We start from the raw sequence: 13,008 nt of genomic DNA on the forward strand, positions 1-13,008 counted from the left end.
CCTTTTCCAAGGGCTTGGTGCGTGTTTCTTTCCCCCGAGAAGCACCCTGTGTCCTTCTCACCCTTATTGGACTGAGCTAGTGGCTCATCGGTTCCCGCCGCGTTCAAAAATCTTTTAGCTTCGCGGCGTGCTCCCGCCTACTCCTTTTTGACCAGAGATTCCGCAGCCATCCGGCAGGCGGCCTTCTGCACCACGTTGGGCTCAAACTTGGTGTGGCACCCCACGGACATCTGATGGCCCTTGTCCTCCCACATCATCCACGTCACCTGCGAACCGTCTCCAGGGTCCTCGGTATACGTCAGCCGCCCAGATTCCTCGACCGGATCACGGAGGGCGGGATCGGAGTCGATCTGTCCTTTAATCTCGGCGAAGAGGACGTCGACGGGGACATTGAAGAGCGGATCAGCTGCCAAAAGGATGCGCAAATTGGGGTCTTCGCCGGCCGCAGTGACAAGTCCATCCTCCACGCTGGTGCGGAATCCCTGCGGGAGTACCAGGGACATCCCTTCCACCTCGATGGCCTGCTGGCCAGGGCGCAGCTGCGTGCTACCGGCTCCCCCGGACTCCACCTCCGCTGCAGCACCCCCAGGGCGCTCATCCCCATCGGGTGCTGCGGCCGTACCCGGCGCGCCGGCAGCCACAGACGCGCTCTCATCCACCTGTTCGGAAGTCGACGCCGCCACGGCCGCATCCTTGCGCCCCACCGCCCACCAGGACACCCCGGCGACGACAACCACCATGACCGCTATCGCGATGTAGAAGGGATCGACGCCTCCCAAAAGCGCCGTCCAACGGGATTGCGCCGCGCGATGGGAGCGCAAACGGCGAGCTGCCCGAGGCCGCTCAGCAGTTATCTCCTTCGCACCGTCATAGTCGTACTGTTGCTCCCCCACCGCCGAGCGGGAAGCAGCCTGTGATGTGCCGGTTACAACCGGTGCCGGCGGCGGCGATGGTTCTGGCTCTAGGACCGTCGCACCGGCACCAGCGAGTTGCCGGCGCAGGATACTCACAGCTTCGACACTGACATCCGTTCCGGATGGATCCGCTACCACCTCAACGGTGACGTCCGGCCATTCCGCCCCACAGACTTTTTCTGCCTGGTCAAGGACGGCCTCCAGCGCCCACCCCTCGGCGATTCCCGTGCCGGGCAGGTCATAGCGATAAATCGTTTCCGGGCCTTCATAAATTGTGGCGGCATCGAGCACCGTGACGATCAGCGTGGTCTCTGGCGCGGTTGTCGGTGTTCGCAGTGCGTGCGTCGCGGTCATTGGTTGTCTCCTTTGTTGCGTGTGGTCTGTGGTGGGTTGTGTGAACTATCGGCGCTCGGCACACACCTGCGCCAAGCCCTGAGATATGCCGCGCAGGACCCATTGGCCGCGGCCTGGCGGCAGCGCTGTTGGCTTGATGCCGAAGATGGCGCCTTCGTCGCGGTCGGCGTCGAGAAGCAGCAGCGCCGGCTGCAGGTCCCGCACCGCAGAGAGGAACTGCCCAAACATCGCGCGCCCGATGCCGCCGGCTTTGCGCGCAAGCACCAGGTGCAGCCCCACATCGCGGGCGTGCGGGAGGAGCTCGAGCAGGGGTGCCAGGGCAATGTCGCTGACCAGGTCGAGGTCGTCGATAACCAGGTAGATGTCCGGCCCCTCCCACCAGCTGCGCGCTGCAAGCTGGGCGGGGGTGACCTCGGGGCCGGGAAGGCGCTGTTCCAAGGTGCGCACGGTATCGAGGATGGCTTGGGTGGCCGCGCTTGCCGACGCCCCATACGCCGCCACCATCTCCTCATCCAACGTCCCCAAATGTGCACGGCGCTCATCGATGACCACCAGGCGGGCGGCTTCCCTGCCCAGGTGGCTAATTCCGGCCAGGATTACGCTGAGGAAGTTCGATTTGCCGGAGCCTTGGGAGCCAATGCACACCAGGTGCGGCTGCGCGGCCGGATCCCAGCTAAGGACTTCGAGGTCCGGCCCGCCGATTCCCCAGGCCACCCCGTCCGGTGGCGAGCCGTCTTCTGGCACGGGCAACTCGGTGAGAAAGGCGGGCAGCATCTTCAGCGGTGGAACCGGCTCGGCACCAGCATGCACACCGCAGATGTGGGCGATGTCTTGCGGGGACGTTGCGGCAAAAAGCAGGTTTTCCCCTGCCGGTGTGATTCCCCGTCCGGGCGTTGCCGGGAGCTTCTGCTGCGCCTTGCGGTCGATGAGTGAATCCATTGCTTCGCCCAGCCGCAACTCGATACGGGCCGCGATGAGATCCCGAATAGACGGCCGCAGGCTCGTCCACCGCGCTGCAGCGATCACGACGTGGACGCGGGCGGAGGCGCCGTCGGCGACCAGCTGGGTGATCGGCTCAGCAAGGTCCTCAAAATCCGCGCCGGAGGTGCCGATGTGGTGCCAGCCGTCCACGATTAAAAAGGTGTGGCGGGGCTCCGGGCGACGCACAAGGCCGGCAACTTCATCAACGATGCGACGGATTTTCTCCGGCTCCTCACGGCCGGCCACCCCCGCCACGTGGGGCAGCCGGTCCAGCACCTGCAGCTGCCCGCCGCCCAGGTCAATGACATAGAAACGCACCTGTCCCGGCGAATGCCGCAGCGCCAGACCGGAGGCGATACTGCGCAGCGCCATCGACTTACCCGACTGCGGTCCACCGCACAACGCCAGGTGCCCACCTCCTGCCTTAAAGTCCACGGTGAGCGGGTCTTGGCGCTGGTGGTAGGGGCGGTCAATAAGCCCCACCTCGGCGCGCAACTCTCCGCCCGCGCCGGGAGAATCTTCCCGCAAGGAAGCAACGCTGGACAGCTCCACCACGGGCGGCAGGGGAGGCAGCCAGATTCTTCGCGCCGACTGGCCACGCCGAGCAGCCTCATCCCGGGCGGCGGCCACAACGGTGTCCAGGAGCGTGCTCGAGGAATCTACGAGCTCTGCAAATCCGAGTTCTTCTTCCACCGCGCGCTGCCCTGTGAAAAGCTCCACGCGCGCGGCGTGCCGCGCATTCATTTCAGAATCATCAGGCGCTACCCGGCGCGTGACCGGGCCAGACACATAGGAGGCGTGGAAGCGAGTGGGGGCATCGGCATCCGTCTTGAGGTAGCCGGCTCCCGGCTGGGCGGGGAGGTGATAGGCATCGACCACTCCGAGAACTTGGCGGGACTCCCCCGCGGAGAAGGTCTTCAATCCGATGCGGTAGGACAGGTGCGAATCCAATCCCCGCAAGCGCCCTTCCTCCAAGCGCTGGGAGGCCAGCAGCAGGTGCACATGGAGCGAGCGGCCAAGCCTTCCCACCGCGACGAAGAGCTCGGCGAAGTCCGGGTGCTGGCCTAAGAGCTCCGAGAACTCATCCACCACGATGACCAACGCCGGCAGAGGTCCGTGCTCGGCCACCGCAGCAGCCGAGGCATTGAACTCGCCCACGTTCGCAAAATTGCCTGCCTTGCGCAGCAGCTCCTGGCGGCGGTTCATCTCGCCGGAGATGGCATCATACATGCGCTCCACCAGGGTCGATTCTTCCTGCAGGTTGGTAATCACGGCGGAGGTATGCGGCAGCTCCTCACACCCTAGGAAGGTTGCGCCACCCTTGAAATCAACGAGCACGAGGTTGAGCTCCTCCGGGCTATGGGTGGCGGCCAGCGCTACGACAAGCGTTCGAAGTAATTCCGACTTTCCGCTGCCAGTAGCACCAATGCACAAACCATGCGGCCCCATCCCGCCCTGCGCGGACTCCTTCACATCAAGCATCAGCGCGTGCCCGGACTCGTCCACGCCGATGGGCACACGTAACCGTTCAGCCGGGCTACGTCCCTGCCACATGCCGGAGGCCTGAAGCGCATCCACGTCCCGATAGCCCAGCAAGGTCGGCAGGTCTGCATCGCGACCGTGCCGGGGCGCTGCCGCAGCATCACTGCCAAAGGGGCGGTGATAGGGCGCAAGCGTACGGGCGCGCAGGAGGGCCGTGGAATCGTCGACAAGCGCACAGCGTCCCAGCTCCTCCTCCCCCGCGGCAGTAACCACGGAGAGCGCGCCCTCCGCCCGCAGGTAGATGCCTTCTTCCTCAGCGCGGCGCCCGAGCGGCGAATGAGGTGTTACGCCCACGGCGATGGTGGTTGTGGGGGTATCCTCCAGCTCGTCACCGCGCGGCACGGCAACGCCGCTTGCCTGGTCCTCCTCAACAACGCGGATGCGGAACTGGGCTTGGCCCGGATCCCTAACGTGTGGCAGCCACTTCAGCCAGTTCCACTCCTCACCGTGGTACTCAATGCCCACTGTTTCCGGACCGTGCAGCACGGCCAGGTGTAGCAGCAGCGCGCGGGCCACCCCGGCCGCATCCTCGCCGGCCAGGCCAACGATGGGAAAGGCTTGCAACTGGATAACCACCGGCATGTCCGCCAGCGTTCCCACCGCGCGCACGGTCTGGCGCAAGCTCACCGCGCACACCGGATCGAGGTCCTCCGCCGCGCCCGAATCCGGCACGTTAATGGGCGTGCACAGGGCCATCGGCCCCGTCCCCACCCGCACCTCCAAGGCGTCCGGGGCATCCGCATCCCGTTCCCACAGGCGCATTGTCGGAATCAACGCGCCAAGCTGCTCAGGGTCAGGGTTGCGGTGTTCTTCGTGCGCGCGTTGCGCCGCCCCGCGCTCCAGCGCTTCCTCCCGCAGCGCCTTGAGGTGGCGCAGGTAGGTCCGGCGGGTCTCATCCGGATCCTGCCCGCCTCCCTGCGGGTTAAACATCATGGCCATACTGGCCAGCATCATGAGCGGAAACATGAGGCTCATAGGGCTCATCCGGCGGGCGTCCCCCGCCCCGAGAACCATGAGCGCCACCATGCCCAGCATGGCCGCGATCATGACCAGCGGCATAAGTAGGCGAACCAGTGGCACGGGTTGAGCGCGAGCCGCCTCCGGCACGGCCTCGGCGTTAATGCTGCCCTGCGGCAACGGCGGTGCCGGCTCCCGATAGGCCGGCTGCCCAGTGTCCACGACGCGTGTGGGTACGCGCATGTCAAAGTCCTTCCCCCCGAAGTACTCCACCGCCTCCTGAAGCGGTGGACAGCGTGCCACTAGTAAGCCACAATGTGAGGCAATGGGCAAGGGGTTGCCCAGAAATTTTTCTCGGGGGAGGTACATTCCATGACCCGCGCACTCGCGCATTCTGTCCACGTCACCGTCCGCATCCACGCAGGTCATACCCGCAAAGAGGCGGACATATCCTTGCCGCTTTCTTCCAGCCTCGGGGAGGTGCTGGGGGAACTGCTCGTGCTTGTCGACGTCCCACCAGCCCCCATCCTGTGGCGCGCTACCACCGCGGCGGGCAAGACCATTTCGATGACCACGCCGCTGGATCGCACCAGCGTGGAAGACGGTTCCGTCCTCGTGCTCAGCCCCGATGAGCCATCGCCGGCGCCGATTGTGCGCGATGCCGCGGAGGCGCTCGCTGCCGACGTCTCTGCAGCGCAGTTTTCCGGCCTGGCCGGGTTCTGGGGCGCAGCGGGGCTCATCGCCGTCGGCGCGTTGCTCGCCGCCGCGCTGTCTCCCGCGGTTGGCTGCACCGCCGCTGCGATAATCGGCCTCGTGCTCGCGGCGTGGACCCGGCGCGGCTCCCTGCTCGCGGCCTCCCACGTGGCTGCCGGGCTGGCGGGGGCGCTGGCCACTGGGGTGCCCTTCTTTGCTGGCCCATCCGGAACCGCGATTCCGGCCGCGCCACTCGTGGCTGCGGCGGCGGCCGTGGGTACCGTGGCGGTGCTCTCCCATCTGGTGCGCATCGGCGGAATACGTGCTCGGGCAAGTGCCGCGACGTGGTGCCTGCTCGTGCTCATCGGCCTGCTTGGCCCCGCCCCGCTGCTTGCCGCCACCGTGGCCCTACTCGCAGGCGCTCCCCTGTTCACCACGCGGCTCGCTGGCCTCCGGGTGCCACAACTTCCCACCGCCGGACAAGACCTGAGCATCTCCGATGAGGACCCTACGGATAACTCGCTCAAAGCCCGGCGCGCCGGGCAGGCCTACGAGGGAATCGCAGTGGGCTGCGCGCTGGCGGGCGTTCCTTCCCTTCTCCTCGTCGCGCTCAACGCTCACGAGGGCGCAACCGTCATTGTTTCCCAAGCCCTGTGCCTGAGTGTCGCGGGCGGTGTCATCGTGCATGCGGCACGCCACGCCCGGCCCGTCGCTGCGTGGGCGCTGGGAATCTATGGCCTTGCTGCTGCGTGTGCCGCGGTGGCCGTACCTCTACGCGAGTGGCAGCTGCTTTCCGCCCCAACGACGGGAACGTGGGTTCTTAGCATCGTTGCGGGTCTGGTCATCGCGGCCATGCTGTCCGTGCCGGTGTGGGCAGGCAAGCTACGGCAGATTGAGCCGACCACTATCGTGTGGTTCGAGCGCGCCGAGGCTCTCGCCCTGGCCGCGTGCCTGCCGCTGGCCGCGCACGTGGCGGGGCTCTTCGAGCTCATTCGGGGGTTGGGATCATGAATACGCTGACCCAAATAGGCGCTGTCGGCGCTGCGCTTGGTGTTTGCCTGGCTTGGGGTACCAGTGCTCTGTGTGCGCCCGTAGCCGTCGCCCGCGAACCGGATACCGCCTGCGCGAAGGCCACGCTCGCCACGGCAGGGCCACAGCCTTCCGCGCAGTACTCGGAGTACCGGGCACGGCTGCATTCTTTTGCCACGGGTGCTGGGGTGAAGGTCGCGGTCATCGATACCGGGGTGGCCGCCCACCCACAACTACGGGTGACGCCAGGAGCAGACTTCGTGACCCCGGAGGAGCCTGACCCGCTGCGGGACTGCGACCTGCACGGGACGGTGGTGGCTGGCGTCATCGCTGGCAAGGATCTCGGCGTGGCCCCGGATGCGGAAATCTACTCCATCCGGCAGACCAGCTCGCACTACCGGACCCCAGCGCCGGACAACGGTGAGGCGGACCGCGCCGGGGCCGGCACGCTGGCCAGCCTGGCTGCCGCCATCGAAGACGCCGTCAGCGCGGGTGCTCAGGTCATCAACGTCTCCGTGGTGTCGTGCGTTCCACCGGAGGCCGCCACGCGGGTCGATCGTTCCGCCTTGGACGCGGCGCTGCAGCGCGCGGAAGGGGCTGGGGTGGTGGTTGTGGCGGCGTCGGGAAACGCGACGGCCGGCGGCTGTGAAAAGGATGACGTGGTCTTTCCCGCGGAAGCCGAAACCGTCCTCGCGGTTGGTGCTCTGGCCACGCCGCACGACCTCGCGGAGTATTCCATCACGGCACCGCTCAGCGCGGAAGGCAGCGTTCCCCTCGCGCTGGAGCCCGGCGGCGGATGGGCCACGGGAAAGGAGGACACCGTCTTTCAGGGAACGTCCTTTGCAGCTCCCCTGGTCAGTGGCACGATCGCCTTGTTGGCGCAGCGCTACCCCGGGGACTCCCCAGCACAGCTGCGCCAGCGCATCATTGACTCAGCAGAGCCCGGGCATGGGGTGGTTGATCCTCTCACAGCAGTGACCTATCGGCCCGCGAGCGAATCCCGTGAGGAGCGTGCCGTCGCGGTGAGGCCGCAGGCGGCGCCACCAGCCAAGGGCTGGCCGATTGTTCGCCTTCTCCTCGGCGCCGTGGCCATCCTCGCCCTCGTAGCCACCCTCAGTGCTCAGACTCTAAGGCCTCCGCGCGGCTCAAAGCAGAGCCTTCCGGCAGCAGCCGCAGGATCTCCCACGGCACCCGCTCCGGTTCCCCCACACCCAGTGCTTTAAGCTCTGCCGCGCTAGCCAGCTCGTGGCGCCTGCCGGTGGCGGAAACCACGTGGTAGCCGTGCCCGCTGTCCACGCCCACGCCGGCCTGGAGGCCGGCGAAACGCTGCGCGGCCGAGTCCCCCGGCAAGTCCACCGTGGCCGCCACCGGCCGCATAGTTCCGGCACCTTGCTTGTGAGTTGCGCACAACCAGCCTTGCTCAGGGGACAGGAAGTCCACACGGGTGGTGGGGAGGTTGAAGGACGGTGGGACGTCGCCCAGCGCGGCCACCTCCTGCGCCTGCGCAGGCAAACGCTGTGCGCCCAGGCCGACCAGCATCTCCGCCTGTGTGGGGGTGATGGAGAAAACACCCTGCTCCGTGCGCGCCCAGAGCTGCTCACCAGTATCCAGAATCTCCGGCGGGGCGGCCGGAAAGCTCAGCGGCTCCAGTTCGGCAAATGTGTTGAGCAGCTCCGCGGGCATGGCCCACACGGCGGTCTCCGCGGTCATCCCCAGCGCGCGCCGCAGAACCCGGCCTTGTGTGCTCGTAGCCTCGGGCAGCACGACGCGCCCCTGGCCGGTGAGCAGCCACTGCGTGCCATCGGTTTCCACTACGGCAGCGTGCTCTTCATCGAACCTGGGAACAGCGCGGTGCGCAACCACGGTCACGGTGCCAACGCGGCTGCTGGATTGCCAGTTCGCGCCCTGTGTTGATTCTTCCAAGCAGGCCGACCATCCTGGTTCCTGCCCAGTTGCGCTTGCAAGAAGGTTGGGGGCGTCTGCAATCCCCAGCGGGGTGCCCAGGCTCATCTCTTCTAAGAAGCTATCCCCTGCCACATGCGGTTCGACCGGCTCGTTGGCAATGAGTCTGGCCGAAGCCAAGTTAGCCACTGGATGATACGTGCCGTTGACCAGCGCTAAGAGCTGCCCTTCGGAGGAACGCACGACGGGCGCATCGCCGGGTTGCGGGTCCGGCTGCATCCAGGCGATGAGCCCCGAGCCAAGACTCAAGAAGGCTACTGCGGCTACCCCGCCCAGCAGGGCGCGTTGGCGCCTTTTCAATGGATCATGAATCATACGGATATCCCCGAACACGAGTCCGTGCTCGAGGCGGCGCAATAGAAACTTGTGGCCCGATACCTGGGCCTTGGTAGTTGGCAACGCGCGTGCCATGAGAATCCTCCCCCGAATCGCAGCGCCACCCTCCCACGGCGCAGTGGGTTCTAGATTAACCCAACTCGGTGTCCTCCGCAGCGCGACGACCACGGGTCATCTCCGCGCGCGCGGCTAACTGGTCCGCATCGGGATAGTCCACGCCCACCAGGCTCAAACCTTGAGCATCAGCAAGCGGGATCTCTGAGGACCGGCTTTCTTCCCGCAGCATATGGGCGGCGAAGTCAACTCCGCGCGAGCCCTCCCCCACCCGCAAACAGCAGCCCACCAACGAGCGCACCATGGACCAGCAAAAGGCATCCGCGGTTACGTGCGCCTCGTAGAGCTGCGGCTCCGCGGGCGTCGACACGTCCTTCCACTCAAAGGCAAGGAGCTCGCGAATGGTCGTGGCGTGCGGCTTCGCCTTGCAGAAAGCCACGAAGTCATTGAGCCCCACCAGCTGATCGGCCGCGGCCTGCATTAGCTCCAGGTCCACTGGCTTGAACCACGTCGCGGTATCGCGTGCGCGAGTCGGAAGTGCACCGCGCGGATGGGTGGTGATGCGGTAGACGTAGCGGCGGCGTAAGGCAGAAAAGCGCGCGTCGAAATCTGCGGGAACTTCGGTGCAGGCGTGGACGCGGACGTCGGCAGGCAGCAACTTGGCCAAGCGCTTCACCAGCTTGGTGGGATCGCCGTCAATGCTGCGCTGTCCCAGCGCCGCCCGTGTGGTATCTAAGTGCGCCACCTGACCGCTGGCATGCACTCCGGCATCGGTGCGCCCAGCCACGGTGAGCTCCACTGGGTGGCGCAGCACCATGCTCAGCTTCTCCTCAACGGTCTGCTGAACAGTGCGCAGGCCGCCCTTCTGCTTGGCCCACCCGTGGAAGTCGGTGCCGTCGTAGGCCAAGTCTAGGCGAAGGCGAACGTTAGTCATGGATGCTGATTCTACCTAGTCGTTGGCATTCCACTCGCGATTGAGTTCCCAATCCTGGGCCGCGTGCTGGCGCTTCGCGCTCTTGCTCACGCCCAGCTTGCTCAAAGCGGCATAGCCAGCCCGCTTGGGGTGCTTTAGATTCTTCTTGGCCTGGCCGGCTTTGCGCTTGGCCTTGCGGGCGCCATCCCGAACAATGCGGGCAGACAAGCGCAGGCGCGGGTCCATGGGTTGTTCGGCTCCCCGGTATTCAAACACCGGCAGCGACCATCCAAAGTAGATCGCAGCCACGCGCAGCGCCAGCGCTAGGCATACCGTCACGACGCCAGCGACCTCATCGCTGAGCCCCAGCTCCATCAATCCCGCATAAGAAAAGGCTGCAAGAACAGAAATGGAGGCGTACAGCTCGGCGGACAAGACCAGCGGGATACGGTCGGACAACAAGTCACGCAAAATACCGCCAAAGACACCGGTCAGCACCGCAGCCACGGCAGCGATAACCAACCCATGGCCATGTTCCAAGGCCTTCTGAGCACCAAGGACACTGAATACCGCAAGGCCCAGGGCGTCGAGAAGCAAGAATACATGCCGGAAATAGTGCATTAGGAAGGACATATAAACCGTGGCGACGGCGGCGGCCACCACGGCCAAGAGGAAGCGCGGTTCCGCCACCCACGTCAACGGGTAGGCGCCCAGCACCATGTCGCGGATCGTGCCGCCGCCCAATGCGGTGACTGCGCCCAACATGATGACGCCAAATAGATCCATCTTTTGCCGGCCAGCGGACAGCGCAGCGGTCATCGCCTCGGAGACGATGCCGATTACGTACAGCACAGTAAACAGCGGGGTCATAGAGTATACGTTCTGGTCGGGGTTATATAGCCCAGAAAGCATAACAAAAGGCCGCAGCCCCACCTAAGGTGGTACTGCGGCCTAGTTAAGGCGAGAGAAGTTTACTTCTCCTCGGACTCCTCAGCAGCGGTCTCCTCGACCTCTGCCTCGGTTGCCTCTGCCTTTGCTTCCTCAGCGGATTCAGCCTCAGCCTCTTCAGCCTTAGCTTCCTCAGCCTGCTTGGAGGCAGCAGCGCGGGTAGCGCGGTTAGCCTCGGAGGTCACGGTCTCCTCGAGAACGAGGGAGATCTGGGACATCGGGGCGTTGTCGCCGGAGCGGTTGTCCAGCTTGATGATGCGGGTGTAGCCACCCTCACGGTTCTCGAACTTCGGTGCCAGCTCGTCGAAGAGGTAGGCAACGACATCCTTGTGCGGGATGAGCTTGAGAACAGCGCGACGGTCAGCAACGGTGCCGGCCTTCGCCTTGGTGATGATCTTCTCGGCGTAAGGACGAAGCAGCTTCGCCTTAGCGTCGGTGGTCTTGATTGCGCCGTGCTCGAACAGGCTCGCTGCCAGGTTGCTCAGCAGGTGCTTCTGCTGGCTGGCGGAGCCGCCGAGACGCGGACCCTTCTTGGGGGTAGGCATTGTGTACTCCTCGTGTGCGGATTAAGTGAGCGCGCGACGGGGCGCACAAGTCGCGCCGTCACGATTCAGTGGAATTCTTTACTCGGAATCGTCGGAAGCCGGGTCCTTGAAGTCGCCGGTTTCAGCGTCGTAGCCTTCGAGCTGGGTCGGGTCGAAGTCCTCAGGGGTGTCCTTGAGAGCCAGGCCCAGGTTAGCCAGCTTGATCTTTACCTCATTGATCGACTTCTGACCGAAGTTACGGATATCCAGCAGGTCCGATTCGGTGCACTCTGCGAGCTCACCAACGGTGTGGATTTCCTGGCGCTTCAGGCAGTTGTAGGAGCGGACGGAGAAATTCAGATCCTCGATCGGCATGCTGTAGGCGGCGATGTACTCCGTCTCCTGCGGGGACGGGCCAATCTCAATGCCCTCTGCAGCGGTGTTCAGCTCGCGGGCCAGGCCGAAGAGCTCGACCAGGGTGCCACCGGCGGAAGCCAGGGCGTCGCGTGCGGAAATCGAGTTCTTGGTCTCGACGTCAATGATCAGCTTGTCAAAGTCGGTGCGCTGCTCAACACGAGTAGCTTCGACCTTGTAGGAGACCTTCAGCACCGGGGAGTAGATCTGGTCGACCGGAATGCGGCCGATTTCCCCGGAAGTGGAGGCAGCCGGGACGTAGCCACGGCCGCGCTCGACGACGAGTTCCATCTCCAGCTTGGCGGAATCATTCAGCGATGCGATGTGCAGATCCGAGTTGTGGATCTCCACGCCAGCCGGCGGCTGGATATCGCCTGCAGTTACCTCACCCGGGCCTTCCTTGCTCAGGTACATAACCACCGGCTCGTCAGAGTCGGAGGACAGAACCAGACCCTTGATGTTCAGGATGATTTCGGAAACGTCTTCCTTCACGCCGTTGATGGTGGTGAACTCGTGGAGCACACCATCAATCTTGATGGAGGTTACTGCCGCGCCCGGGATGGACGAGAGCAGCGTGCGACGAAGCGAGTTACCGAGGGTGTAACCAAAACCCGGCTCGAGCGGTTCGATGACGAACTTGGAGCGAGACGAGTCGATGAATTCCTCGGTGAGCTGAGGACGCTGGGAAATAAGCATGGAGTTTCTCCTTGTCGGCGCCCGCTATATGACGCCGGTAGAAGGGGTAAAGATGAAAATGCCGAAGGATTACTTCGAGTAAAGCTCGACGATGAGCTGCTCCTGCAGCGGAACGTCGATCTGAGCGCGCTCGGGCAGCTGGTGCACGAGGATGCGCAGGGTGTCCGGAACGACCTGCAGCCACGCCGGAACGTTGGCGTCTACCAGGCGGTCCTGAGCCTCTTCGAACCATTCCATCTTCTGGGAACGCTCACGAACATCGATGATGTCATACTGCGTAACGCGGAAGGACGGAACGTTGATCTTCTTGCCGTTCACGGTGAAGTGACCGTGGGAGACAAGCTGGCGAGCCTGGCGGCGGGTGTTGGCCAGACCAGCGCGGTAGATCACGTTGTCGAGACGGGACTCGAGCAGAACGACGAGGTTGTCACCGGTCTTGCCCGGGAGACGGTTAGCCTCGGCGTAGTAGCGGCGGAACTGACGCTCCAGCACACCGTAGGTGTACTTTGCCTTCTGCTTCTCCTGGAGCTGCAGCAGGTACTCAGATTCCTTGATGCGGTTGCGGCCAGCCTGTCCCGGTGGGTACGGGCGGCGCTCAAATGCCATGTCGCCGCCGACCAGGTCGACGCGCAGACGGCGGGATACGCGGGTAGCGGGGCCAGTATAACGAGCCATTTTCTTACCTCTTCCT

Annotated in this window: 10 protein-coding genes; 2 read left to right on the forward strand and 8 right to left on the reverse strand. The window is 64.8% G+C overall.

Translation table 11 applies throughout. The annotated features are described in order from the left end of the window. Positions 1 to 137: 137 nt before the first annotated feature. Together HMPREF2967_RS04445 and eccCa are read right to left on the reverse strand one after the other, a co-directional pair. On the reverse strand, positions 138 to 1,268 hold the full coding sequence (locus HMPREF2967_RS04445) for a type VII secretion-associated protein (protein ID WP_070565024.1): 1,131 nt from the start codon (positions 1,266 to 1,268) through the stop codon (positions 138 to 140). 45 nt (positions 1,269 to 1,313) lie between these two features. Further along, positions 1,314 to 4,991 carry a type VII secretion protein EccCa gene (gene eccCa / locus HMPREF2967_RS04450; protein ID WP_070685183.1) on the reverse strand — a complete coding sequence of 1,226 codons (3,678 nt, stop codon included), beginning with the start codon at positions 4,989 to 4,991 and terminating at the stop codon, positions 1,314 to 1,316. A gap of 129 nt (positions 4,992 to 5,120) precedes the next feature. On the opposite strand from eccCa, the gene eccD reads away from it, so the two are divergent. Continuing rightward, complete coding sequence (gene eccD / locus HMPREF2967_RS04455) at positions 5,121 to 6,452, forward strand: type VII secretion integral membrane protein EccD (RefSeq protein ID WP_070521649.1); 1,332 nt, start codon at positions 5,121 to 5,123, stop codon at positions 6,450 to 6,452. Next, complete coding sequence (locus tag HMPREF2967_RS04460) at positions 6,449 to 7,693, forward strand: S8 family serine peptidase (RefSeq protein ID WP_070685188.1); 1,245 nt, start codon at positions 6,449 to 6,451, stop codon at positions 7,691 to 7,693. The genes eccD and HMPREF2967_RS04460 overlap by 4 nt, the downstream gene beginning before the upstream one ends. On the opposite strand, the gene eccB is transcribed toward HMPREF2967_RS04460, so the two are convergent. From eccB to rpsD, 6 genes are all read right to left on the reverse strand, one after another. Next, positions 7,584 to 8,843, reverse strand: a complete 1,260-nt coding sequence (gene eccB / locus HMPREF2967_RS04465; RefSeq protein ID WP_070624273.1) for a type VII secretion protein EccB — start codon at positions 8,841 to 8,843, stop codon at positions 7,584 to 7,586. The two genes, HMPREF2967_RS04460 and eccB, sit on opposite strands and share 110 nt — an antisense overlap. A 55-nt stretch (positions 8,844 to 8,898) precedes the next feature. Then, entirely contained in the window at positions 8,899 to 9,756 is an 858-nt protein-coding gene (gene truA, locus HMPREF2967_RS04470; RefSeq protein ID WP_070521662.1) for a tRNA pseudouridine(38-40) synthase TruA, read from the reverse strand. A gap of 15 nt (positions 9,757 to 9,771) precedes the next feature. After that, complete coding sequence (locus tag HMPREF2967_RS04475; RefSeq protein ID WP_039674330.1) at positions 9,772 to 10,605, reverse strand: trimeric intracellular cation channel family protein; 834 nt, start codon at positions 10,603 to 10,605, stop codon at positions 9,772 to 9,774. Positions 10,606 to 10,706: 101 nt separating this feature from the next. Then, positions 10,707 to 11,228, reverse strand: coding sequence for a 50S ribosomal protein L17 (gene rplQ / locus HMPREF2967_RS04480; RefSeq protein ID WP_070521664.1), 522 nt, complete (start codon positions 11,226 to 11,228; stop codon positions 10,707 to 10,709). Between the two features lie 78 nt (positions 11,229 to 11,306). Further along, positions 11,307 to 12,317 carry a DNA-directed RNA polymerase subunit alpha gene (locus HMPREF2967_RS04485; RefSeq protein WP_070521667.1) on the reverse strand — a complete coding sequence of 337 codons (1,011 nt, stop codon included), beginning with the start codon at positions 12,315 to 12,317 and terminating at the stop codon, positions 11,307 to 11,309. A 69-nt stretch (positions 12,318 to 12,386) separates the two neighbouring features. Continuing rightward, complete coding sequence (rpsD, locus tag HMPREF2967_RS04490) at positions 12,387 to 12,992, reverse strand: 30S ribosomal protein S4 (protein ID WP_010189536.1); 606 nt, start codon at positions 12,990 to 12,992, stop codon at positions 12,387 to 12,389. Positions 12,993 to 13,008: the final 16 nt, after the last annotated feature.

This window comes from Corynebacterium sp. HMSC059E07 (genome assembly GCF_001814395.1).
Taxonomy (GTDB): domain Bacteria; phylum Actinomycetota; class Actinomycetes; order Mycobacteriales; family Mycobacteriaceae; genus Corynebacterium; species Corynebacterium hesseae.